Source organism: Marinobacterium lutimaris (assembly GCF_900108065.1).
GTDB lineage: Bacteria > Pseudomonadota > Gammaproteobacteria > Pseudomonadales > Balneatricaceae > Marinobacterium_D > Marinobacterium_D lutimaris.
The window spans coordinates 399,130-424,335 of sequence record NZ_FNVQ01000003.1; the positions used below are offsets into that span (position 1 = coordinate 399,130).

Here is a 25,206-nt window from a genome sequence, read left to right on the forward strand (position 1 = left end):
AGCAAGAGCGGTGCCAACATCCAATCATCAAGTTCTATGCGGCTTTCCGTCCATTCCGGGGAGCGATCCTAAGTCAGGGAGTGACAATCTGTCACCCCCGGTGTCACTAATTGACAAACTAGTGTTTAAATTCTTGATCCAGGTCCTGATCCAGACCGTATTTCTGGATTCGGTAGCGCAGCTGACGTAGCGTCAACCCCAATTGCCGAGCAGCGGCCGAACGGTTCCACCGATGCTGCTCGAGAACTGCAACGAGCTGTTCGCACTCACTGCTGTCACCTTCAACGCCGCCGGGACTAATAGGTACCGGTCGACCGCACAGGGAAAGATCCTCCGGCGTGATCCGCCCCTCCTCGCAAAGCGCCATTGCTCTCTCCAGAATATTTTCCAATTCACGGACGTTGCCGGGAAAGGGGTAGTTACGCAGTTCATCAAGCGCCTCGTCGGTGAGCTCCCCATGGCACTGATGAATTCCGCCTTCTTTGTTGCGGCGGATAATCCGGTCGAGAATCGCCTGGCTCAGGGCCCAAATATCCTGCCCACGCTCCCGTAAAGGAGGTACCTGAAGCTCGATTACATTGACGCGGTAGTATAGATCCTGGCGGAAGTTACCCGAAGCCACCTCGTCATGTAGCTGTTTATGGCTAGCGCTAAGAATTCGCACATCAACCGGCTGCTCATGCTCGGCACCGACAGGGCGAATTTTCCGCTCCTGTATTGCTCGCAGCAGTTTCACCTGCATCGACATAGGCATATCGCCGATCTCATCGAGAAACAGGGTGCCGCCCTCCGCCGCCTGAAAAAAGCCTTCACGCTGGCTGGCAGCGCCGGTAAAACTGCCCTTGAGATGGCCAAAAAATTCAGACTCGATCAGATCCTCTGGAATGGCACCACAGTTGACCGCAACAAAGGGCCCACTGCCACGATGGCTACGCACGTGGATCTGACGGGCGATAATCTCCTTACCGGTGCCTGACTCCCCGCAAATACAGACCGGCGCCTGGGTACGCGCCAGCTTATCAATACGTGACTTTAGTACCCGCATGGCCGGCGAATCGCCCACCAGTTCATCATCCATTTGAGAGCGCACCGGATTGACCAGCGCTTGGTTCACCAACGCCCGCAGCTGATGGATATCCAGGGGTTTGGAGACACAGTCAAAGGCGCCCTTGCGCAGCGCTTCCACCGCCAGTTCCATATCCCCGTAGGCGGTGATGATCGCCACCGGCAGCGCCGGAAACTCCTTCTGGATCTGTTCCACCAAATCCATGCCACGGCCGTCCGGCAGACGCATATCGGTGAGACAGAGATCAAAGGATTGCCGGCCCAGGAGATCTCGGGCTTCACGCAGGCTGGCGGCACTGCAGGGCAAAGTGCCCATCCGGCTGAGGGTGATCTCCAGCAGTTGCCTCAAGTCGGCCTCATCATCGACCACCAGCACCCTAGGAACCACTCCCGGCTGTTTATCTGACTGCACCTTATCCACTGACTGCTTCCTTAGCCTCGTTCACGCTGCTCACCGGTCTCTCCATCGGGAAGGTGATGCGGAAACATCCGCCTTTCGCCCCAATCGACGCCTTTTTATGGGAAGCACTATACCCCATAGCGCCACTGCTATTCAGTTCACGGCTCTTATCTTCAAAGTACGTCAGTTCACAATAGTTGGCTTCGCACAGTTCCCTAGCGATATAAAGCCCCAGGCCAGTGCCCTCATGGCGGGTCGAATAGAAAGGTTCGTAGATCATCGCCTGAATATCCGCAGGCACCCCCGGGCCGTTATCCACCACCTCAATACAGGGAGTCGCATTGGGGTCGGCTCTATAAAGACTGAGCCGGATAATCGACTCCCCTTTTTGCGGCGTGCCATGCCGAATGGCGTTATCCAACAACAGGGTTAGCAACTGGCGCAGATGCTCAGAATCGGCTCGCACCTGTATCGGCCGATCTTCTATGTTCAGACGCAGGCAGCGATACAGATCTGGCCAACTCAGACGCCACTCCTCGCGCAGGGTCTCTAGCCAGTCGCTAAGCTCTATATCCTCCCACTGCGGCGTTTTCCGGCGTGATAACGTGAGCACATCATGAATCAGCCGGTTGAGCCTGCGCACCTGATTAAGCTGAATGGATATCAGCGGCTGCTCCTGCTCCGACAGGGCCGGCGACTCCGCCAAAAGCTGGGTAGCATGGCTGATCGCCGCAAGGGGATTACGGATCTCGTGGGCCAAGCTCGCGGTCAGCCGCCCCAGCGCGGCGAGCTTCTCCCGCTGCAGCCGGGAATCCTGCTGCTGCATGTTTTCAAGCATCAGCAGCACCCGCTGATCCCGCCCACGCCCGGTCGCAGTTAACTGCAGACGCAGTGGCAGGATGCGATCACCTTGAAGGGGAATGCCCTGACGCCACGCCTTCAGCAGTTCATCCAGGGGTTGTGAGAGAGCAGACAGGGGGCGATGCAAAATATTTTCAGGCCGGATACCGAACAGCTCGGCCGCCGCTGGGTTGATAAGGCGGACCATATTTTCGCCATCAACAACCAGCACACCTTCGTCCATCCGCTGCACAATAAGGGCATTTAGCTGAGTCAGGCTGGCAAGATCGAGCTCTTTAGCCCCCATCTCAAGCCGGGTATCCGCCATGCTGCGTCCAGTAAGTCCGCTAACCAAGGCAATGGTCAGGTGCGCCAGCGCAAGAACGCCCAGATCCGCCAGGGGAAAGTTTTCATCAAACAGCTCCCTGGCCGCCAGGCTGGCGCTGAGCACACCTGCGATAGCAACCACTGCATAAAGCTGGGTCCAGCGCCCCGGCTGCCAGAAACCAGCAAACGTCACAGGCACCAACGTCAGCGTTGCAAACACCCCGGGACTTATCCCGCTGGAGAAATCGAGCAGCGACAGCAAGGCAATATCGGTCAGCAGTTGCAGCACGAACTGGGCTTGGCGCGATGCTTCGCGGCGGAGCATGCCAAAGCTGAAGCCGATGGATAGCACCAAATAGACCAACGCCGTAATACTGAACAGGCCAGACTGGTGGTTAACGAAAACAATATTGTCGCCAGGCAGAACCAATAATGTAACCAACCCAGCCGCCAGCACCGTCCGGTAAAGGTTGAACAGCCTGAGTGCACGCCTGTCGCCGCTTTGCCGCATCAGAAAAAGACCCTGATCAAGTTATATCTAATCATATTTGCCACTACCTATTTGCCAGTATCAGGAGGCTACTATAGAGTAACGTCAATACCGTTTTCATGGTCTGATTTGCAAATGTAAGGTAAGGCAGTTGTCGAACGGATTTCAACCACTTAGCGGTCTAGCCAAGCGTCTGGTTAACGACGGTGCATTTTCTGCCGAAGTCGCCATGGAAGCGCTGACCCAGTCGCGTAACGCCAATCAAAGCTTTGTCAGCTATATCATCTCCCAGCGACTTGTAAGCTCCCATCGCGCGGCCTGCGCGGCCTCCGAGGAGTTCGGCCTGCCACTGTTGGATCTGGATGCCTTTTCCAGCGATGCCATACCCCAGGGGCTGATTGCCGAGAACTTGATACAGAATCACCGCGCCCTGCCGCTGATGCAGCGAGATAACCGCATCTTCGTCGCAATCGCCGACCCCACCAATATCCAGGCCTTGGACGAGATCAAGTTCCATACCGGCACCACCACTGAGGCGGTAATCGTCGAAGAGGACAAGCTATCGCGCAGGATCGATGCATTCCTGGATTCGGGTACCGAAGCACTGGAAGATCTTGAAGACGCGGACCTGGATAACATCGAAACCGACGATGGCAGTCAGCGAAAAAAAGAGGAGGAATCCGCCGAGGAAGCCGCCTCCGACGCGCCGATCGTGCGTTTTATCAATAAGATTCTGCTCGACGCGATCAAAAATGGTGCTTCGGATATCCACTTCGAGCCCTATGAGAAAGCCTACCGTATCCGCTGCCGTATAGACGGTATCCTGCAGGAGGTGAGCAAGCCGCCCACTAATTTGGCGTCACGGCTGTCGGCACGTTTGAAGGTTATGTCCAATATGGATATCGCCGAACGCCGCGTACCTCAGGATGGCCGCATCAAGTTGAAGGTATCGGCAAAGCGGTCCATCGATTTCCGTGTAAACACCCTGCCAACGCTCTGGGGCGAAAAGATCGTACTGCGTATACTCGACCCCACCAGTGCTACCATCGGCGTCGATGCTCTGGGCTTTGAACCAGAACAAAGAGAGGTGTACCTGAGCACGCTGGAACGTCCCCAAGGGATGATTCTGGTAACCGGGCCCACAGGTTCTGGTAAAACGGTAACCCTCTACACCGGCCTCAATATCCTCAATACAGAAGAACGCAATATCTCCACGGCGGAAGACCCGGTAGAGATCAATATGGACGGGATCAACCAGGTCCATGTAAACCCCAAGGTCGGCCTTACTTTTGCTGAAGCGCTACGCTCTTTCCTGCGTCAGGACCCTGACGTGGTGATGGTGGGTGAGATCCGTGATCTTGAGACCGCCGAAATCGCCATCAAGGCGGCTCAGACCGGTCATATGGTGCTATCTACCCTGCACACCAATAGCGCACCGGAAACGCTAACGCGCCTCAGAAATATGGGAGTACCATCCTTTAACATCGCCACATCAGTCAGCTTGATCATCGCCCAGCGTCTTGCCCGCCGCCTGTGTGAATCCTGTAAGCAATCGGTCTCCCTACCGGAAGCGACCCTGTTGGAAGAGGGCTTCAAACCGGAAGAACTCGATCAGCTACAGATCTATGAAGCCAACCCCGACGGCTGCACGAAGTGTAACCGGGGTTACAAGGGCCGGGTTGGTATTTATGAAATGCTGGTAATGAGCACCGAAATCGCGCAATGCATTATGGAAAACGGAAACTCACTGGATATACTTCGCGTCGCCCGCGATCAGGGCTTTAAAACGCTGCGTCAGTCTGGGCTACTAAAGGTAGCTAAAGGGATGACAAGTCTGGAAGAGATGAACCGCGTTATCAAGGTCTGACACCTGGCCGTTTGGAATCAATAGGCAGCAATTATTATGGCGACAAAAACAAAAGAAGCTAAGCGAGTCACCTTCGCCTGGCAGGGCAAGGATAAGAGCGGCAACCTCAGTAAAGGTAAAATTGATGCCGAAAGCATCGCCGCTGCTAAAACCCTGCTGCGCAAACAGGGGATTAACCCAGGCAAGGTTGCCAAGGAACGTACCTCCATCTTCAGCGGCGGTCGTAATAAAGCGATCAAGCCCCTGGATATCGCCTTCTTTACCCGCCAGATGGCTACCATGATGAAAGCCGGCGTTCCGATTATTCAAGCGCTGGATATCGTTGCCCAGGGCGCCGAAAAAATTAAGTTGAAAGAGCTGATCTATAAAATCCGCACCGATGTTAGCGGCGGTACCGACTTCTCCACCGCGTTGTCCAAACACCCTGACTATTTCGATGACCTTTTCTGCAGCCTGATCCAGGCCGGTGAGGCATCGGGTCAGCTAGAAACTATGCTTGACCGCGTAGCGACTTACAAGGAAAAGGTCGAGGCGCTAAAAGCAAAAATCAAGAAAGCGCTCACCTACCCTACCGCGGTAATCATCGTGGCGATTATCGTTACCGCCATACTGCTGGTGAAGGTAGTGCCCGTATTTGACGATGTGTTCTCAAGCTTTGGCGCAGAGCTTCCGGCATTCACACTTTGGGTTATCGGCCTATCGGAGTTTGCACAAAAATACTGGTTCTTCGCGCTGCTCGGCATTATTGCCGCCATCGTAGCTTTTGTTCAGGCCAAAAAGCGCTCACAAAAATTTGCCGATTTTGTCGATCGAACGCTGTTAAAAATCCCTATTATTGGGAGCATTGTTAACGAAGCGATTATTGCACGTTTCGCCCGCACGCTGGCGACAACCTTTGCCGCCGGTGTACCTCTGGTGCAGGCCTTGGACTCCACTGCCGGTGCGACTGGCAATGTAGTTTACCGTAATGCCACTCTGCAGATCCGCAATGGCGTATCCACTGGCCAGTCATTAACCAATGCGATCAATATGACTGGCGTCTTCCCGGTAATGGTCGTGCAGATGACCTCCATCGGCGAGGAGGCAGGCTCTCTGGATGCGATGTTAGACAAGGTTGCAACCTTTTATGAGGAAGCGGTCGATAACGCCGTGGACAATCTTTCCAGCCTGCTCGAGCCGCTGATCATGTGTATTCTGGGCGTACTTGTGGGTGGTCTGGTTATCGCCATGTACCTGCCGATCTTCCAGCTGGGTAATGTGGTTTAAAAGAACACCACAAGAGATCGGATCTTATACAGAAAAAGGGCCTCATTATCTTGAGGCCCTTTGTTTATTAACTAGTGGAAGCGGATTGTTTTGTTATCGGCCCAGACTCTTTATTGGCTACTCTCGGAGCCAAGCATTTTTACTCTACTAACCGGCCTTGTTATCTCCCTTTCTGTCGGCAGCTTCCTTAATGTAGTGATATATCGTCTGCCAGTAATGATGGAGCGCGAATGGCAGGCGATGACTGCGCCTGCCGATACGGTGGAGGGCTCTGCTGGCATCGCCAAAAACCAAGAGCAAGAGCCGTTTAACCTGGCGGTACCGGCTTCACGCTGCGGCAACTGCGGCCACCGCATTCGCTGGTACGAGAATATCCCGGTGCTAAGCTATGTGGCTCTGCGTGGTCGTTGCAGCGGCTGCAATGAGAAAATATCCCTGCGCTACCCCTCTATAGAACTGCTTACCGGCATACTAGGCGCCTTTATCGCCTGGCATTTTGGGTTAGGACTCGCCGGTATAAGCATGCTGCTGCTGACCTGGACCCTCGTTGCACTAACCTTTATCGATATCGACCACCAACTGCTGCCAGACCGCCTGACTTTGCCTCTGATGTGGCTGGGACTGTTGCTGAACACCCAGGAGCTGTTCACCTCCCTCGAACACGCGGTTATCGGCGCCGCGGCCGGCTACCTGGTGCTGTGGAGCGTGTACTGGCTGTTCAAGCTGCTGACCGGCAAGGAAGGGATGGGCTATGGTGACTTCAAACTGCTGGCGGCAATCGGCGCCTGGGGCGGTTTTGAAGTACTACCTCTAACCATACTTCTTTCATCGGTGGTTGGCGTTGTTCTCGCGCTGTTGCTGATGGCGGCGAAACGACATCAGGCAGCTAACCCACTCCCCTTTGGCCCCTACCTGGCGATTGCTGGCTGGATTGCTCTTATCTGGGGTGAACAGATCAATGGCTGGTATTTGGGAATGCTGCTATAGAAGGCACTCAATCACACCGTTAGGAGCTGGTACGACGTTGATTCACGTGTTGATTCAATAGCATGGCAGGTGATCGCGACGAGGGCTTCGCTCCTACGCCAAGAAATACTCCGTAGGAAGCGCCCTCGCGCCGATTGGGCAAGGTCGGGTTTAATGCCTGGTCGGAGTGAACGGCTGCTCTTCTGGATCCAGGCCGGTACTGTAGTCATCCAGGGAGGGTTCTGCGGCGATCTGGTAGCTTTCGCTGGCCCACTCACCTAGATCGATCAGACGGCAGCGCTTACTGCAGAATGGACGGAACTTGTTTTCCGGGCTGTAGACGGTTTCTTTGCCACATTGCGGACATTTAATCGCTTTACTCATACAGATTTGCTCCGCTTTGCTTTCTCTTTACACACTAGCGTTTGCGTTTGCAGGCTCTCGATCGACATAATCGATCAGTTGCCGATGCAGGGATTCCACCTGCTCTCTTAAATGTTTCAGGCTCCCGCCGTTGTCGAGCAGATGGTCCGCCCGCCGGGTTCGTTCTACCCTGCTGCACTGAGACGCCAGAATCTTTTCTACTTGCTCTGCGCTTACCTTATCCCGGGTGAGGGTACGTTCAATCTGGGTCTGCTTATCCACATCGACCACGATCACCCTATCCACCAGATCGACCTGACCTGACTCGATCAGCAGCGGCGACACCAGCATGACATAAGGCGCCTCAGACGCCGCCAGGCGTTCACGGATACGCTGATTAATAAGCGGATGCAGCAACTGTTCAAGCCACTTTCTCTCCGACACCTCTGCGAACACACGCTCACGAAGCGCCCTGCGATCAAGGCAACCGTCACTTTGAATGACATCATTCCCGAAGTGTTCGGCAATAAGCTCAAGAGCTGGCTCACCGGGCTCCACGACCTCCCGAGCGATAAGGTCTGCATCAACAACAGGAACACCAAGCCCGGCAAACATATTGGCAGCGGCGCTCTTGCCACTGCCGATGCCTCCGGTCAGCCCGACTTTTAGCGCATGCCCTGTCACCGAGCCCACCACTCAGAGATCGATGCGATACCCTGGGCGCCCTGCTGCCAGGCCCCAGGCAGCTCTTTACCGCTCATACCACCCAGGGCATAGACCGGAATCACCGCCTTTTCACTAAGATCGAAAAAGCCCGACCAGCCGAGGGTTGCAGCTCCCCGGTGCGAAGGTGTCTCGTTCACCGGAGAGAGGGTCACGAAATCCAGACCGAGCTCAGCGGCACGAACCAGCTCAGCCTCATTGTGGCAGGATGCGCTGAGCCAGCGGCCGGCAAACTGCTCAGGCTCGTGCAGCTCATTCAGCCTTGCAGAGTTCAGGTGCAACCGCTCTGCGCCGAGTTTATTGGCCAGATGAATACTGGCGTTGAGTATCAGCGGGTAGCCCTGTTCTTCGCACCAAGGCAGAAGCCGCTGAAACAGATCTCCCAGCCGCTCCTCATCAAGCAGTGGATCACGCAGCATAAATTGCACGCTGCCCGATGCCAGACCCGCACTATCAACGGCATTAAGCATTCTCTGTTTCACCGAGTCGGCAGTCTCATCCTCGAGGCTGCCAGTGATCCATAGCCGCGGCGGCAGCTGGGCAGCACTGACGATAGGCCGATTCGCAGCTGGAAACTCATAGTCATTCAACTGAGCGGGACCCACCCAACGAACTGGCTGCCCCTCTTTTCCATGAGCGTCGCCGGTAAAACCATCAACCCGCCATACATCCAGCAGCACCGATTTATCCGGGTAATGATGGCTGATGCGGATCAGTGGTCGCGCCTTATCGACTCTGATACCCAGCTCTTCATCCAACTCCCGCGCAAGCGCGACCTGTACAGGCTCTCCAGGCTCAACCTTACCGCCCGGAAACTCCCACAGGCCGCCCTGATGCTTGTCGCTGGGGCGCTTCGCGATAAGGATCTGACCGGCCGCGCCGACGATCACTGCCGCGACCACATGAATCAAACGCTTATCGGATTGCTCGTTCAACTGACTCATCTCTCAACAACAACGATCAGCTGCGGTAGTCCGCGTTGATATGCACATAATCGGTGGAGAGGTCAGTAGTCCAGACCGCTTCGCACACATCGCCACGATTCAGAACTACATGGATCAGAATCTCTTCACCATTCATGACCGCCTGCCCCTGCTCTTCGGTATAGCTCGCCGCACGCCCACCTTTCTCAACGATGCAGACATCATTCAGGTAGATCTCGATAGCGTTGAGATCCAGATTCTCCACACCAGCGCGGCCGACACAGGCCAGAATACGACCCCAGTTTGGGTCGGAAGCGTAAAGCGCAGTCTTTACCAACGGAGAATGCGCGATGGTGTAAGCCACATCCAGCGCCTCACGCACGCTCGCAGACTTCTCGACACGTACCTCGACAAACTTGGTTGCCCCCTCGCCATCTCGCACGATCGACTGGGCAAGATGCAGCATCAACCGGTTCAGGGCGCTGACAAACTTATCGGCCGCCTCGCCGCTGCTTTCAACTTTCACACCACTACGACCGGTCGCAGCGAGAATGCAGGAGTCGTTGGTAGAGGTATCGCCATCCACGGTAATACGGTTAAACGACTGCTCGGTGGCAGCCGTCAGCCAAGCCTGTAGCTGCGCCTGATCGACCTCGGCATCCGTGGCCACATAGCCCAGCATGGTCGCCATATTGGGCATGATCATGCCGGCACCCTTGGAGATGCCGGTCAGTGTGACGGTTTTACCTTCATGCTCAAACTGCTCACAGCCGGCCTTGGCGCGGGTATCAGTGGTCATGATGCCATGAGCGGCGTTGAGCCAGTTGTCTTCGCTCAGGTCACTTTTTGCGGCTTCCAGAGCACCGACGATCTTTGCTACGGGCAGAGGCTCGCCAATCACTCCGGTCGAGAACGGCAGAACCGCTTCGACAGAAACGCCGGTACGCTCCGCCAGCGCTTCGCAGCAGGCTGTCGCGTCGCGCATACCCTGCTCTCCGGTACCGGCATTGGCGTTACCGGTGTTAACCAGCAGGTAGCGTATGGAGCTGGCGGCAAGATGCTTTTTGCTCAATACAACCGGCGCGGCGCAGAAGGCGTTTTTCGTGAACACACCGGCTACCGTTGCGCCCTCGCAGAGCTCCATCAGCACTATGTCACGTCGCCCCGGCTTCTTGATCCCGGCGGATGCAACGCCAATTCGAAAGCCATCGACAGGTTTAAGTTCAGGCAGGGTATCAGGACCAACAGCCATGGTGCTTCCTCGCTGATTGTGGGTAAAACGCCGGCAATTGCCGGCGTAAGTTTATAGCGTTTACGGTGCCTCAGGCTCTCAGGTCAGAGACGGCCATGGCACTGCTTGTATTTCTTGCCGGAGCCGCAGGGACAGGGATCGTTACGTCCAACTTTCGGCTGATCGCGCACCATGGTCTGTGGCGCTTCAGCAACCGCCTGCTCGGCTTCATTCTCGGCTTGCGTCTGCTGCTCAGATTCCACCGCTGTGCGCTGCTCGTGCTGATAGTTCATCTGCTGACGCTCAGCCTGCTCGCGGCGCTCCTGCTCCATCGCTTCGACATCTTCCGGCTGACGAACCTTCACATGACTCAGGATACGGACAACATCGCGCTTGATGTTATCAAGAAGGTTCTGGAACAGGTTGAACGCCTCGCGCTTGTACTCCTGCTTCGGGTTCTTCTGCGCGTAACCGCGCAGGTGAATCCCCTGACGCAGCAAGTCCATGGTCTGCAGGTGTTCTTTCCACAGGGTATCGAGCACCTGTAGCATGACCTGCTTCTCGAACATGCGCATGGTTTCGGTACCAACCTGCTCCTCTTTCGCGCGGTATTCACCCAGGATAGTTTCCTGAATACGCTCACGCAGAGGCTCTTCATGCAGGCTGTTGTCTTCATCCAGCCACTGCTGGACGGGGACCTTCACGGCGAAGTCGGTTTCAAGCGATTTCTCCAGGCCAGACACATCCCAGGTTTCGGACAGGCTCTGCGGCGGAATAAACTCGCTGATCAGATTATCGACCACCTCTTCGCGAACCGCATCGACCGTTTCGGAGATATCGTCCGCCGCCATCAGCTGGTTACGCTGATCATAAATCGCCGAGCGCTGATCGTTGGCCACATCATCGTATTCCAGCAGCGTTTTACGGATATCGAAGTTACGGCCCTCGACCTTACGCTGGGCTTTCTCGATGGCGTTGCTGACCATCTTGTGCTCGATCGCCTCGCCCTTTTCCATACCCAGAGCCTGCATGAACTGACGCACACGCTCGGAGGCGAAGATACGCATAAGGTCATCTTCCAGGGACAGGAAGAAACGGGAAGAACCCGGATCACCCTGACGGCCGGCACGACCACGTAGCTGGTTATCGATACGGCGTGACTCATGACGCTCGGTACCGATGATGTGCAGACCACCCGCCTGAATAACCACCTCATGACGCTGACGCCACTCTTCGGTCGCCTTGTCTACAGCGGCCTGATCACTGCCTTCAGCCAGAGCATCGAGCTCTGCCTCAAGCTTGCCGCCCAGCTTGATATCAGTACCACGACCGGCCATGTTGGTGGCGATAGTCACCGCGCCCGGACGGCCCGCCTCGGCGATAATATCCGCCTCACGTCCGTGATTCTTGGCGTTAAGCACGTTGTGCGGCACACCTTCTTTCTTCAGCATGGCCGAGATCAGTTCGGAGGACTCCACCGACGCAGTACCGACCAACACCGGACGGTTAGTCTCACGGCAGTGTTTGACCTCTTTGGTGATCGCCTCGTACTTCTCCTGCATGGTGAGGTATACGAGGTCGTTGTAATCGATACGGGCAATCGGACGGTTGGTGGGGATAACCACCACGTCGAGGCCGTAGATCTGACGCAGCTCGAACGCTTCGGTATCGGCGGTGCCGGTCATACCGGAAAGTTTTTCATACAGACGGAAATAGTTCTGGAAGGTGGTGGAAGCCAGGGTCTGGCTCTCCTGCTGGATAGTCACACCCTCTTTAGCTTCTACCGCCTGGTGCAGGCCTTCAGACCAGCGACGGCCCGGCATGATGCGGCCGGTATGCTCGTCGACAATCACCACCTGACCATTCTGGACGATGTAGTCCTTGTCACGCTGGAACAGGTAATGAGCACGCAGGCCCGCCAGCACGTGGTGCAGCAGGTTCAGGTTCTGCGGAGCGTACAGGCTTTCGCCCTCTTTCAGCAGCCCGGCTTCGATCATCAGATCCTCAACCAGCTGGTGGCCGGCTTCGGTCATATCGACGCTACGGTTTTTCTCGTCGACGGTGAAGTGCTCTTCGATAACCTGAGTAGTATCTTTTGGATCGATCTCACCGTGAAACTGCTTCAACTGCGGGATCAGCTGGTTGATCGCCTGGTAGGTCGCGGAGCTGTCTTCGGCTGGGCCGGAGATAATCAGCGGCGTACGCGCCTCATCGATCAGAATGGAGTCAACCTCATCGACCACCGCGTAATGGAAATCACGCTGCACCTTGTCCTTGATGCTGAACGCCATGTTGTCGCGCAGGTAGTCAAAGCCAAATTCGTTGTTGGTTCCGTAGGTGATATCGGCATTGTAAGCGGCGCGCTTCTCTTCCGGGCTCTGGCCGGAGAGGATCACACCGACACTGAGACCCAGCGCTTCATACAGCGGGCGCATCCATTCGGCGTCACGGCTTGCCAGGTAGTCGTTGACTGTTACCACATGGACGCCGCGGGCCGGCAGTGCATTCAGGTAGACCGCCAGCGTACCCACCAGGGTTTTACCCTCACCGGTTTTCATCTCGGCGACTTTACCGTCGTTGAGGCTCATACCGCCGATCATCTGCACATCGAAATGGCGCATACCCATGATGCGCTTGGACATCTCACGCACGTTGGCGAAAGCTTCCGGCAGCAGCTTATCCAGGTCTTCCCCGTCAGCCAGCCGCTTGCGGAAGCTTTCAGTCAGTGCCTTGAGCTCTTCGTTGGAGAGTTTTTCGAACTCCGGCTCCAGCGCATTGATCTGTTTAACGATGCGACCCATACGTTTGAGTTCGCGTTCGTTTTTACTTCCGAAAACTTTCTTGAGTAGTGATGTCAGCATAATTCGACTTTTAACCGGTTGAATGCAAAGCGGGTCGGGCTCATCCCGAGAGGGGCCTGCATGACAGGATTAACGCAGCATTCTACCTATATTGGGCCTCAGAATAGAATGCCAAGGGGCAATAAATAGTTTCCGAGTGAAAACGAAAGGATTCAAGCAGAGGGCAATACGGGGTAAAACGAGGAGAACGCGACCGGCACAGCCGGTCGCGAAGCCTTGGCGGCAAAGAACAGAAGGGGCCTGGATCAGACCACCGCAGCAGCCGGGCGCTGATAGGAGATCGGAGCAGTGGCCTCTTCGTCTTCAAAGGTCACGATCTCGTAAGCATCTTCATTGGCGAGTAGTTCACGCACCAGCTGGTTGTTCAGGTAGTGCCCGGACTTATAGCCGTAGAATTCGCCGATCAGGCTCTTGCCGAGCTGATACAGATCCCCCACCGCATCCAGAATCTTGTGCTTGACGAACTCGTCGTCGTAGCGAAGACCTTCGTCGTTCAGAACGCGATAGTCATCAACCACGATGGCGTTATCGAAGCTGCCGCCCAGCGCCAGGTTCTGTGAACGCAGATACTCGATATCACGCATGAAGCCGAAGGTACGTGCGCGAGAGACCTCTTTCACGAACGAGGTGCTGGAAAAATCCAGCGAGGCTTCCATGTTGCCACTGGCAAATGCCGGGTGGTCAAAATCGATGCGGAATCCAACCTTAAAGCCGTCAAACGGCTTGAAGCTGGCAGTCTTGCCATCGTTGCTGACCGAAACCTCTTTCTTGATACGGATGAACTGCTTAGGCGCATCCTGCTCGAAAATACCCGCCGACTGAATCAGGAACACGAACGGCGCAGCGCTGCCGTCCATGATCGGTACTTCTTCGGCGCTCAGTTCAACGATAACGTTATCGATACCCAGACCCGCCAGAGCGGACATCAGGTGTTCGATAGTCGCGACGCGCACTCCATTGCACGACAGATTGCTCGAAAGCATGGTGTCAACGATATTCAGACCACTGGCCTTCACCTCGGCCACCGGATCCAGGTCAGTACGACGGAATACGATACCCGTGTTAACCGCAGCGGGTTTCAATGTCATGTAGACCTTCTGCCCGGTGTGGAGACCGATGCCGGTGGCTTTGATGCTGTTTTTGAGAGTGCGCTGTCTGATCATTCGTCGTGCCGTTATTTTATTCGGTCAAAATTAACGGGCTAGTGTAACAAAACCATGCTAGCCCCACCACTTTCGATCACTCTTTATCCAACCATCTACCCAGCTTTTCCATCCAACGGTGGACCCAACTTTCATCCCAGCTTCTGCTGCGTCGATCAGTCCGCCTGACGACGCAGGAATGTCGGGATATCCAGCGCACCGTAATCGCTGTCATCACGGCCTTTTTCGCCGGAGTGACGCTCGGACGGTTTATCCAGCAGCGCTTCTTCACGCTGACGTCTCAGGATGGTGGGCAGTTCGATCTGGTCGAGATCCAGGGATCCGTCCGCTTTGCGGCCGTTTCCGGTTTTGGAGTGAACTACTTTGATCTCCTGTTCCGCATCGCGGTCCAGGCCTGTTGCCACTACCGTGACCTTAATATCTTCGCCCAGTTCCGGATCAATGACGGTTCCGACCACAATAGTGGCATCTTCTGAGGCGTACTCCTCGACGATGTTACCCACTTCGGTGAACTCGCCCAGGCTCAGGTCTTCACCGGCAGCGATGTTCACCAGGATGCCACTGGCGCCCTTGAGGTCGATATCTTCCAGCAGCGGGCTGCGAATGGCCGCTTCAGCCGCTTCCTGGGCACGGTTATCGCCACGCGCAACCGCGGTACCCATCATCGCCATACCCATCTCAGACATAACGGTACGCACGTCAGCAAAGTCGACGTTGATCATACCCGGGCGGGTAATCAGGTCCGCGATCCCCTGCACTGCGCCCTTAAGCACGTTGTTAGCCGCGTTGAACGCGTTGATCAGGGAGCAGTTCTTACCCAGCACCTGCATCAGTTTTTCGTTCGGGATGATGATCAGGGAGTCCACGTTTTCACGCAGTTCGATGATCCCCTGCTCAGCGATCTTCATCCGCTTCTTGCCTTCGAACGGGAACGGCTTGGTCACCACCGCCACGGTAAGAATACCCAGCTCACGGGCGATCTCCGCCACGATCGGTGCAGCACCCGTTCCGGTACCGCCGCCCATACCTGCGGTGATAAACACCATGTCGGCGCCGTTCAGGGTTTCCGCGATACGCTCACGGTCTTCCAGCGCCGCGGTACGGCCCACTTCCGGGTTGGCGCCAGCGCCAAGCCCCTTGGTCAGTTCACCGCCGATGTGCAGGGACACACGGGACGCCATGCGACCCAGCGCCTGAGCATCGGTGTTGGCACAGATAAACTCGACGCCTTCCACCGTGTTGTCGACCATGTGCTGTACGGCATTACCGCCGCCACCACCAACACCGACAACCTTGATAACGGCGCTCTGCTGGATATTTTCAATCAGTTCGAATTCCATACTCTTTCCTCCCGTCAGGGCCTGCGACTACCTTCCGGCTCCTGACATTAACCGTTTAAAAAAATTCAGAAATTACCCTGCAACCAGGTCTTGATTCGTTGCAAAAAGCCCTGACCGGGCTGACTCGCTTTCGTCACATCGGCCTCCTGTTGAATCAATTCCGGCGCCGCCGGACCATGATCCGCACGGGCGTAATGCAACAGACCTATGCCGGTGGCATAGATCGGATTACCCAGCAGATCTTCCATGCCTCTCACTCCCTGAGGGCGAGCAAGCCGCACCGGCATATGGAAAATCTCCTCTGCCAGCTCAACCGCACCCTCCATTTTTGATGTTCCCCCGGTCAGAACGATGCCCGCTGCCGCCAGATCCTCAAATCCGCTGCGGCGCAGCTCCGCCTGCACCAGGGTGAACAGTTCTTCGTAACGCGGCTCCACCACTTCGGCCAACGCCTGACGGGAAAGATCCCGTGCCGGGCGGTCGCCAACGCTGGGCACCTTGATCATCTCCTCCGGTCGCGCCAGCTGGGCCAGCGCGCAGGCGTATTTGATCTTCAGTTGCTCTGCGTTCAACGTGGGGGTGCGCAGCGCCATGGCGATATCGTTGGTCACCTGGTCCCCTGCTACCGGTATCACCGCCGTATGACGGATGGCTCCACCGGTGAAGACGGCGATATCGGTGGTGCCGCCGCCGATATCCACCATGCATACACCCAGGTCCTTTTCATCGTCGGTGAGTACCGAGTAGCTGGACGCCAGCTGCTCAAGCACTACCGCATCGACTTCAAGGCCACAGCGGCGGATACACTTCTCAATGTTCTGCACTGCGTTAATCGCACCACAGACCAGGTGAACCTTGGCCTCCAGACGCACACCGGACATCCCCAGCGGCTCCCGAATCCCCTCCTGATGGTCGATCAGGTATTCCTGCGGCAGGATATGCAGGATCTTCTGGTCCGCCGGAATGGCCACGGCACGGGCAGCATCAATCACCCGCTCCAGGTCATATTCCGAGACCTCACGATCCTTAACCGCTACGATGCCGTGGGAGTTGTGGCTGCTGATATGGCTGCCTGCGATCCCCACAGTCACCGAGTGGATCTTGCAGCCCGCCATCAGCTCCGCTTCTTCCACGGCACGCTGAATCGAATGTACGGTCGACTCAATATTCACCACCACGCCGCGTTTGAGACCACGCGACGGATGCGAACCCACACCGACGATCTCAATGGCGCCGGCATCGGTGATCTCGCCCACCAGACACACCACCTTGGATGTGCCGATATCCAGTGCGACGATCATGTTGCTCTGGCTTACTGCCCCTCTATCCTGCATTTTCACTCTTCTCTTCGGCTCGCCAACGCACGGCGATGCCGTTGGTATAACGAATGTCGACCTGCTCAATTTCATCGGCTCTTGCGGCCAACTGGAGCTGATAAACAGTCAAAAATCGCTTCAGTCGCGGTATCAGCCGGTCGCGACCGGCAACAACGCGGATACCGTTATCCAATTCAATGTTCCAGGCGCCACGCGGCTCCAGCGTCAAACCAGTCAATTTCAGTCCCCGTGCCGCGAACATGCGGTTAAGGTCATGAAACTGCTCCATAATCCTGACCGTCTCATGGGCAGGTCCGTTCAACATCGGCAGGCTGGAATACTCGGGTTTCAGCGCCGGCCAGAAAATATCACCCTGGTTGTTGAGCAGCCCCTTGTCGCTCCAACGCGCCACCGGAACCTCTTCAACCACATTGACCTTCAGCGCCGGCGGCCACTGCCGACTGATGGTGGCGTCATGTACCCAGGGGTTTGCGATCACTTGTTCACGCAGCGGTTCCAGGTCCAGCTCCAACATCGGCCGGTCCAGGCTGGCAGCCATTTCATGGGCGATCGCCTGCTTGTCCAGGTGGCGTGATGCGCCTTCGATCTGTATTTCCGCCACCGGACCATCCAACCAGCGCCAAAGATCCCGGGAACCGGAACTGAGGATGCCGCAGAACACCACCAGCAACGTCAGCAGCACCAGCGGACGCCAGTACCAGTCGCTATCGGGCGGAGTCGTCGGTGCTGCCTCCGCTGCACGCACGGCACCACGCACAGGCGCTGTTTCCAGCTCTTCCTGAGTGCGGTTTTTCCATGGCAGCGTCATCAGCATGGCGTTTTATCCCTGATCCCGGCCGGCGCCGCGAAGAATGCGCACCACCAGCTCTTCAAAACTGATTCCGGCCTGTCTGGCCGCCATCGGCACCAGGCTATGGTCGGTCATACCCGGCGCCGTATTCACTTCCAGCAGCTGGAAGCGCCCCTGCTCATCGAGCATCACGTCTACACGGCCCCAGCCACGGCAACCCACGGTCTGGAAGGCGCTTTCGACCAGTTGCTTCAGCTCCGCCTCTTCGTCACTGCTCAGCTGGGTATCGAACAGATAACGGGTGTCGTTCGCCTCATACTTGGCGTTGAAATCGTAAAACTGGTGCGGCGTTTCCAGCCGGATAATCGGCAGCGCCTTACCGTCGAGCACAGCCACGGTGTACTCCGGACCACTCACCCAGCTTTCTGCCAGCACCGTGCTGTCATAGCGCTGAGCTTCGGTTACAGCCGCCGCCAGCTCCTGCGCCGAGGTCACCCGCGCCATGCCGATGCTGGACCCCTCGTGAATCGGCTTGATCATCAACGGGAAGCCAAGCTGCTCTTCAACTTGCCTCAGGTCCGTATCGCTGTTGATTACCGCGAACGCCGGGGTCGACAAACCGGCGCCCGTGCAGAGCTGCTTGGTACGCAGCTTGTCCATGCCGATACCTGACGCGGTCACGCCACTGCCGGTGTAAGGCTTAGCCAGCATCTCCAGCACGCCCTGAATGGTACCGTCCTCGCCACCGCGACCGTGGAGGATCAAGAAAGCACGGTCGAACTCAGCGCTGATCAACTGCTGCAGCGGATCCTGCCCTTCGCCACCAAGATCGATACCGTAGGCATCCACCCCTGCGGCGCTCAGGCCCCGCAGCACCTCAGCACCACTTTTGAGTGAAACCGAGCGTTCGGCGGACAGGCCACCGTAGATCACCGCGACCCGGCCAAGCTGAGCAGCCTCTGCCGAATCGATACGGAACTCACTCATGCTCGCCTCCTGCGGATGACAGATCCTGTTTTGAAAGATCGTGTGAAATTGTTGTTACGTTGCCGGCCCCCTGGGTCAGCAACAGGTCACCCGGCTTAAGCAGAGTACGCAGTGCATCCGCGAGTTCATCGATATTCTCGATAAAGACCGGCTCCTTGCCGCGCTGACGGATACTGCGACACAGGCTGCGGCTGTCCGCCCCGGGAATCGCCTTTTCGCCGGCCGAATAAACATTCAGCATTACCAGTTGATCCACGCCCTGGAGTACCTGCACGAAATCTTCGTAAAGATCACGGGTACGGGTATAGCGATGTGGCTGATAGACCATGACCAAACGACGACCCGGCCAGCCTTCCTTGACCGCGTTGATCACCGCCTGTACTTCTCGTGGGTGGTGGCCGTAGTCATCCACCAGTGTCACCTCACCACCGTCTACCGGAACTTCTCCCAGCACCTGGAAGCGGCGGCCGACACCCTGAAACTGCTCCAGCGCCCGGCAGATTGAAGCATCATCCACACCCTCATCGCTGGCGACGGCGATAGCCGCCAGGGCGTTCAGTACGTTGTGCCGGCCCGGCATATTCAGCGTCACATCCAGATCTGTCTGCCCATCGGGACGACGCACCCGGAAGCTGCTGCGAAAACCATCCTGCTGCAGATCCAGCGCCTGGAAATCGGCTTCATCATTGAAGCCGTAGGTCAGCACCGGACGTCCAACATCAGGCATCAACTCACCCACCACCGGATCATCGGTGCACATTACCGCCAGGCCGTAAAACGGCAGGTTGTGTAAAAAGGTGATAAACGTCTGCTTCAGCTTGTTAAAGTCGCCGTCATAGGTGTCCATATGGTCGGCATCGACGTTGGTGACAATCGCCACCATCGGCTGCAGATGCAGGAAGGACGCATCGCTCTCGTCCGCCTCGGCCACCAGGTAACGGCTGCTGCCGAGCTGTGCATTGGTACCGGCGCTGGTCAGACGCCCACCGATAACAAAGGTGGGATCCTTGCCCGCTTCCGCCAGGATCGACGCCACCAGGCTGGTGGTGGTGGTTTTTCCGTGGGTACCAGCGACGGCTATGCCGTGACGGTAACGCATCAACTCCGCCAGCATCTCGGCTCGGCGTACCACCGGCGTACGCGACTCACGCGCGGCAACCACTTCCGGGTTGTCTTCGCCGACCGCAGAAGAGGTCACCACTACATCCGCACCGTCGACATTTTCCCGGCCGTGGCCGATAAACACCTGCACTCCCAGGCTTTCGAGGTGAGCAGTCACCGCGGAAGCACGCACATCGGAGCCGGTAATCCGGTACCCCTGGTTCTGCAGCACTTCAGCGATACCGCACATGCCAACGCCGCCAATGCCCACGAAATGGATCTGGCGGATACGCCGCATTTCGGGCACTTCGTACTGCTTGATCGCTGCCGCTTCTGCCGGTTTCACTTCATTACCTCCACACAGACCTGGGCCACACGCTTACTGGACTCCGGTCTGGCCTGCGCCCTCGCGGCACTGGCCATTTTCAATAGTTTGTCTCTGTCACTGAATTCTTTGAGCAGTTCCAGCAACCTGTCGCCGGACAGTTCCGCCTGGCGTATACGGACGCCCGCGCCCGCCTCGCTAAGGAAACCTGCGTTAGCGTTCTGATGGTCGTCAATGGCGTGCGGCAGAGGCACCAGAATCGATGCTACGCCGGCAATCGCCAGCTCACTGACCGTCAACGCGCCAGCACGACACAGCACCAGATCGGCCCAGGCATAGGCTTCATCCATACGCTCGATAAACGGCACAACCTTCGCTTCAACGCCCTCACGCTCGTAGGCCGCGCTCAGCTCTTCAATATTGCGCTTGCCGCTCTGGTGCCAGATCTGCGGGCGTTCGCTCTCCGGCAGCTTGGCAAGCGTAGGCGGCAGCAGGTCGTTGATCGGCTTGGCCCCCAGGCTGCCGCCAACTACCAGCAGACGCAGCGGTCCGCTTCGATCCTTAAATCTTTCCTCTGGAGCCTCAACGTTCAGGATCGGCCCCCGAACCGGGTTACCCACGACCTCGCCAAGATCCTTCCCCCTAAACGCGCGCGGGAACGCCTGCAAAACCCGCGTAGCGAAACGCGATGAAATCCGGTTGGTGGTGCCCGCTACCGCGTTCTGCTCATGGATCACCAGAGGCTTGCGCCGCAACCAGGCCATCAATCCACCGGGCCCAGAGGCGAAGCCACCCATACCCAGCACCGAATCCGGCTTGACCCGATTGATAACTTTTAACGCCTGCCAGAGCGCCAGCATCAGACCAAAGGGCGCCAGCAATTGCTTGAGCCGCCCTTTGCCACGCACGCCACGGACATCGATACAGTGCAGTTTGATACCGGCCTTGGGCACCACATCAGCCTCGATACCTGCCGCAGTACCCAGCCACTCCACTTCGATACCCTGACTACGCAGCGCATCCGCCGTGGCCAGCGCGGGAAAGACATGACCACCGGTACCACCGGCCATGATCAACACACGCTTAGCGGCCATGACGCACCTCTTTTACAACATCTCTTCTCACGCCTTTCGCATCCGCCCTGGCTTTTCGACCTTTTTGAGCCGGCGCATTGACGCGCATCCGCTTCAACTCGTAATCCACCCGCTGCACGATCGCGATCATGCCGCAGCACGCCAGCAGACTACTGCCTCCGTAACTGAGCAGCGGCAGCGTCAGCCCCTTGGTGGGCAGGGCTCCCACGTTAACGCCAATATTGATCATCGCCTGGCCCGCAATGATGAAAGCGAAACCGTAGCTGATATAGGCCATGAAAAACTGTTCCTGCTTCTCCGCCTGTCGGCCGATCAGGAATATCCGCGCCACCAGCAGCCCGTAGAGACCGCAGATCAACAGGGCGCCAATCATTCCAAGCTCTTCGGCCAATACCGAGTAAACAAAGTCGGTATGTGCCTCAGGCAGATAGAAAAGCTTCTGCACGCTGTTACCCAGCCCTTCGCCAAACCAGCCGCCACGACCAAAGGCGATTTGCGCCTGGGATAGCTGATAACCGGCACCGAAGGGGTCGGCCCAGGGGTCGGTAAAGCTCTGCAGACGCTCAAGTCGGTAGGGCTGAGCTACCGCCAGCGCGCCAACCAGAACGCCAGCCACCGCCACCAGGATGAAGAACTGGAAGGCGCGCATGCCACCCAGAAAGATCATCCCCATTACCGTACCCATCAGCACCACGGTGGCGCCGTAGTCAGGCTCCATAATCAGAACAAACACGTACAGCGCCAGCGGGAAAGCGGGTTTGATCACGCCCCACCAGCTGGTGCGTACTTCGCCCAGACGACGCACCAGGTAACCGCCCATGAACACCACCATGCACACCTTGGCGATCTCTGAGGCCTGCAGGTTGATCGGCCCGAGACCTATCCAGCGGCGACTACCGTTAACCTCTCGTCCAATACCGGGAATCAGTACCAGCGCCAGCAACAGCAGCCCAAAAAACAGCAGCACGACGCCATACTTTTCCCAGAACCGGATCGGAATAAGCGCAGTGACCAGCGCACCGATCAGCGCCAGCACCATGAAGCTGCCATGACGAACAATAAAGAAGCCTGCTGAACCGAAGTTCTTTGCCGCCACATCCATAGACGCCGAGGTGATCATCACAAAGCCGGTCAGCACCAGGGCAACAGTCGCCAGCAGCAGCCAGGGATCAAACGGCAGCGTGGCGCCTGTTTTATGTGGCTGCGCCGAGTGATCGCTGCTGAGCTGGTCCACCAGTGTGCTGACGCTGAACTTTTTCAGATCAACAATTTTCGGCACGGACGGACGAGGCAGGCTCAGTCGCATGGCAGCTCCTCCACCGCGGATACAAAGGCCTCGCCTCGGGCCGGATACCCGGAGAACATGTCAAAGCTCGCGCAGGCCGGCGACAGCAGCACTATGTCACCGGGACCGGCGATACTGTTCGCCAGCGCCACGGCTTCATCCATGCTGGTGGCGAATCGGTGCGGAACGCTGGTTATCTCGGCAGCCAGTTTCGGAGCATCCTCGCCGATCAGCACCAGTTCACGGCCGAAACGCCCCATCGGCGCATCAAGCTCATCGAAGGTCTGACCCTTGCCGACGCCACCGGCGATCAGAATAATCTTCTCTTCGCCTTCCAGGGTGGCGCCCAAGCCATTCAGCGCCGCCAGGGTAGCGCCCACGTTGGTACCCTTGGTGTCGTTGTACCATTCGGCGCCGCACTTGCTGGCAACCCACTGACAGCGATGCTTCAAGCCTGCGAAGGTTTTCAGTGCCTCAAGCATCGGCGCCATCGGCAGCCCCACGGCTTCGCCCAATGCCAGTGCGGCCAGGGCATTGGCCTGGTTATGGCTGCCGCGAATTTTCATCTCGCGAACATCCAGCAGCGGCTCCAGGCCTCGCGCCAGCCAGGTCCCGCCCTGATGCCCGATCAGACCAAACTGATTCAGATCCGGCTTTGACAGGCCGAAACTGCGCATTTTGGTACCGGTGGCGACCAAGGGCTGGGTCAGCGCATCGTCACGGTTGGTGACGGCGCAACTGCAACCACGGAAAATACGATGCTTAGCCGCGTGATAGCCCTGCATGGAGTCATAGCGATCCAGGTGATCCGGGCTGATATTCAGCACAGTTGCCGCCGCTGCCCGCAGGTCATTGGTGGTTTCCAACTGAAAACTGGAAAGCTCCAGCACATAGAGCTCGGCACTGTCATCAAGCAGGTCCAGCACCGGCGTCCCCAGGTTACCGCCGACCCTCACGTTGACACCTGCAGCCTCGGCCATCTCACCCACCAATGAGGTCACCGTGCTTTTCGCGTTGGAGCCGGTAATCGCAACGATCGGTGCCTTAGCCTGCTGGCAGAACAGATCGATATCACCACTCAGACGCACACCCTGCGCCACCGCTTGCCGGATTGCCGGATCAGCCTGGGCAACGCCTGGGCTGAGCAGAATTTCAGCCGCCTGACAGAGCAGCTCTGCATCCAGCGGTCCACAATAAAGAGGAACCCCCGGAAACTCGCGCCGAAACTGATCCGCCGCCGGCGGGTTATCGCGAGTATCACAGGCAAAGAATGCCTGTCCGCGGGCAAACAGATAGCGCGCACAAGCCATGCCGGTCTGTCCCAGACCGATCACCACCCGCTTTTTATCTGTCGCTATCAGACTCATTCTTTCTTTGCCCTATCGGATTTTCAGAGAAGCCAGGCCTATCAGCACCAGCACCACGGTGATGATCCAGAAACGCACGATGACGCGCGGCTCCGGCCAGCCTTTCAGTTCAAAATGGTGATGGATCGGCGCCATGCGGAAGATGCGTCGCCCGGTCAGCTTGAAAGAAGCAACCTGCAGAATGACCGACACGGTCTCCATCACGAAGATGCCACCCATAATCACCAGCACCAGCTCCTGACGTACGATGACGGCGACCACGCCCAGTGCAGCACCGAGCGCCAGCGCGCCAACATCGCCCATAAACACCTGGGCCGGATAGGTGTTAAACCAGAGAAAACCAAGACCTGCGCCCACGATGGCGCCGCAGAAAATAATCAGCTCCCCGGCACCGGCGACATAGGGAATATTCAGGTAGTTGGCGAACTGCACATGGCCACTCAGGTATGCAAATACCGCCAGCGCTCCGCCCACCATTACGGTCGGCATAATCGCCAGGCCGTCGAGCCCGTCGGTCAGGTTGACCGCGTTTGAGCTGCCGACAATGACGAAATAGGTGAAGACAACGAAGCCGACTCCCAGCTCCAGCGTGAACTCCTTAAAGAAAGGCACGATCAGGGTCGTTTCCACCGCGGTCTGCGAGGTCATGTAGAGCAGAACAGCCGCTCCCAGGCCACCCACGGACTGCCAGAGATACTTCCAGCGTGCCGGCAGGCCGCGCGGGTTTTTCTCCACCACCTTGCGCCAGTCATCGACCCAGCCGACCGCACCAAAGATCAGCAGCACGCCCAGGGTGATCCAGACGTAGCGGTTGCTCAGATCGCTCCACAGCAGAGTGCTGATGGCGATAGAGAGAATAATCAGCGCGCCACCCATGGTTGGCGTGCCCGCCTTGCTCAGATGACTCTGCGGGCCATCGTCACGCACCGCCTGGCCAATCTGCTTCGCCTTGAGCTGGCGGATCAGACGCGGGCCGATAAACAGAGACAAGCCGAGTGCCGTCAATACGCCCAGTATCCCGCGCAGCGTGATATAGCCGAATACGGCAAACCCGCTGTAGAACTGGGACAGAAACTCGGTCAAAAGAAGCAGCAT

At 57.3% G+C, this 25,206-nt stretch carries 20 protein-coding genes; 3 read left to right on the plus strand and 17 right to left on the minus strand.

Annotation, left to right across the window (positions count from 1 at the left end; genetic code table 11):
- Positions 1–118: 118 nt before the first annotated feature.
- Positions 119–1,486 (minus strand): sigma-54-dependent transcriptional regulator, encoded by a 1,368-nt coding sequence (locus C4S72_RS16185; protein WP_327332829.1) that lies wholly within the window; start codon positions 1,484–1,486, stop codon positions 119–121.
- Positions 1,479–3,143 (minus strand): sensor histidine kinase, encoded by a 1,665-nt coding sequence (locus C4S72_RS16190; RefSeq protein ID WP_104004202.1) that lies wholly within the window; start codon positions 3,141–3,143, stop codon positions 1,479–1,481. The genes C4S72_RS16185 and C4S72_RS16190 overlap by 8 nt, the downstream gene beginning before the upstream one ends.
- A gap of 130 nt (positions 3,144–3,273) precedes the next feature.
- Between C4S72_RS16190 and pilB the strand changes: the two genes are divergently transcribed.
- The 3 genes from pilB to C4S72_RS16205 all read left to right on the plus strand — a co-directional run bounded on the left by pilB (position 3,274) and on the right by C4S72_RS16205 (position 7,242).
- Positions 3,274–4,989, plus strand: a complete 1,716-nt coding sequence (pilB, locus tag C4S72_RS16195) for a type IV-A pilus assembly ATPase PilB (protein ID WP_104004203.1) — start codon at positions 3,274–3,276, stop codon at positions 4,987–4,989.
- Between the two features lie 36 nt (positions 4,990–5,025).
- On the plus strand, positions 5,026–6,255 hold the full coding sequence (locus C4S72_RS16200) for a type II secretion system F family protein (RefSeq protein WP_104004204.1): 1,230 nt from the start codon (positions 5,026–5,028) through the stop codon (positions 6,253–6,255).
- A 90-nt stretch (positions 6,256–6,345) separates the two neighbouring features.
- On the plus strand, positions 6,346–7,242 hold the full coding sequence (locus C4S72_RS16205; RefSeq protein ID WP_104004205.1) for a prepilin peptidase: 897 nt from the start codon (positions 6,346–6,348) through the stop codon (positions 7,240–7,242).
- A gap of 150 nt (positions 7,243–7,392) precedes the next feature.
- Here C4S72_RS16205 and C4S72_RS16210 read toward each other — a convergent pair whose 3' ends face one another.
- From C4S72_RS16210 to mraY, 15 genes are all read right to left on the minus strand, one after another.
- Complete coding sequence (locus C4S72_RS16210) at positions 7,393–7,605, minus strand: DNA gyrase inhibitor YacG (protein ID WP_104004206.1); 213 nt, start codon at positions 7,603–7,605, stop codon at positions 7,393–7,395.
- Positions 7,606–7,632: 27 nt separating this feature from the next.
- Positions 7,633–8,268, minus strand: a complete 636-nt coding sequence (gene coaE, locus C4S72_RS16215) for a dephospho-CoA kinase (protein ID WP_235009167.1) — start codon at positions 8,266–8,268, stop codon at positions 7,633–7,635.
- Positions 8,265–9,251: a Nudix family hydrolase gene (locus tag C4S72_RS16220; RefSeq protein WP_104004207.1), complete on the minus strand. Its 987-nt coding sequence runs from the start codon at positions 9,249–9,251 to the stop codon at positions 8,265–8,267. Before C4S72_RS16220 ends, coaE begins: the two co-directional genes overlap by 4 nt.
- Positions 9,252–9,267: 16 nt before the next feature.
- Positions 9,268–10,482 (minus strand): bifunctional glutamate N-acetyltransferase/amino-acid acetyltransferase ArgJ, encoded by a 1,215-nt coding sequence (gene argJ, locus C4S72_RS16225; protein WP_104004208.1) that lies wholly within the window; start codon positions 10,480–10,482, stop codon positions 9,268–9,270.
- 83 nt (positions 10,483–10,565) lie between these two features.
- The gene (gene secA / locus C4S72_RS16230; protein WP_104004209.1) at positions 10,566–13,322 is read right to left on the minus strand and encodes a preprotein translocase subunit SecA; all 2,757 of its coding nucleotides are present in this window, start codon (positions 13,320–13,322) and stop codon (positions 10,566–10,568) included.
- 245 nt (positions 13,323–13,567) lie between these two features.
- Positions 13,568–14,485 carry a UDP-3-O-acyl-N-acetylglucosamine deacetylase gene (gene lpxC / locus C4S72_RS16235; protein ID WP_104004210.1) on the minus strand — a complete coding sequence of 306 codons (918 nt, stop codon included), beginning with the start codon at positions 14,483–14,485 and terminating at the stop codon, positions 13,568–13,570.
- A gap of 155 nt (positions 14,486–14,640) precedes the next feature.
- Entirely contained in the window at positions 14,641–15,825 is a 1,185-nt protein-coding gene (gene ftsZ / locus C4S72_RS16240) for a cell division protein FtsZ (protein ID WP_104004211.1), read from the minus strand.
- 65 nt (positions 15,826–15,890) lie between these two features.
- Complete coding sequence (ftsA, locus tag C4S72_RS16245) at positions 15,891–17,159, minus strand: cell division protein FtsA (protein ID WP_104004212.1); 1,269 nt, start codon at positions 17,157–17,159, stop codon at positions 15,891–15,893.
- Complete coding sequence (locus C4S72_RS16250) at positions 17,149–17,976, minus strand: cell division protein FtsQ/DivIB (RefSeq protein WP_235009168.1); 828 nt, start codon at positions 17,974–17,976, stop codon at positions 17,149–17,151. Before C4S72_RS16250 ends, ftsA begins: the two co-directional genes overlap by 11 nt.
- A gap of 6 nt (positions 17,977–17,982) precedes the next feature.
- Complete coding sequence (locus tag C4S72_RS16255) at positions 17,983–18,939, minus strand: D-alanine--D-alanine ligase (protein ID WP_104004213.1); 957 nt, start codon at positions 18,937–18,939, stop codon at positions 17,983–17,985.
- Complete coding sequence (gene murC / locus C4S72_RS16260) at positions 18,932–20,338, minus strand: UDP-N-acetylmuramate--L-alanine ligase (protein ID WP_104004401.1); 1,407 nt, start codon at positions 20,336–20,338, stop codon at positions 18,932–18,934. Before murC ends, C4S72_RS16255 begins: the two co-directional genes overlap by 8 nt.
- Positions 20,339–20,382: 44 nt before the next feature.
- A complete protein-coding gene (murG, locus tag C4S72_RS16265; RefSeq protein WP_104004214.1) occupies positions 20,383–21,459 on the minus strand; it encodes an undecaprenyldiphospho-muramoylpentapeptide beta-N-acetylglucosaminyltransferase in 1,077 nt (358 codons plus the stop codon).
- Positions 21,449–22,765, minus strand: a complete 1,317-nt coding sequence (ftsW, locus tag C4S72_RS16270; protein WP_104004215.1) for a putative lipid II flippase FtsW — start codon at positions 22,763–22,765, stop codon at positions 21,449–21,451. The genes murG and ftsW overlap by 11 nt, the downstream gene beginning before the upstream one ends.
- A complete protein-coding gene (murD, locus tag C4S72_RS16275; protein ID WP_104004216.1) occupies positions 22,756–24,111 on the minus strand; it encodes a UDP-N-acetylmuramoyl-L-alanine--D-glutamate ligase in 1,356 nt (451 codons plus the stop codon). The genes ftsW and murD overlap by 10 nt, the downstream gene beginning before the upstream one ends.
- 12 nt (positions 24,112–24,123) lie before the next feature.
- On the minus strand, positions 24,124–25,206 hold the full coding sequence (gene mraY / locus C4S72_RS16280) for a phospho-N-acetylmuramoyl-pentapeptide-transferase (protein WP_104004217.1): 1,083 nt from the start codon (positions 25,204–25,206) through the stop codon (positions 24,124–24,126).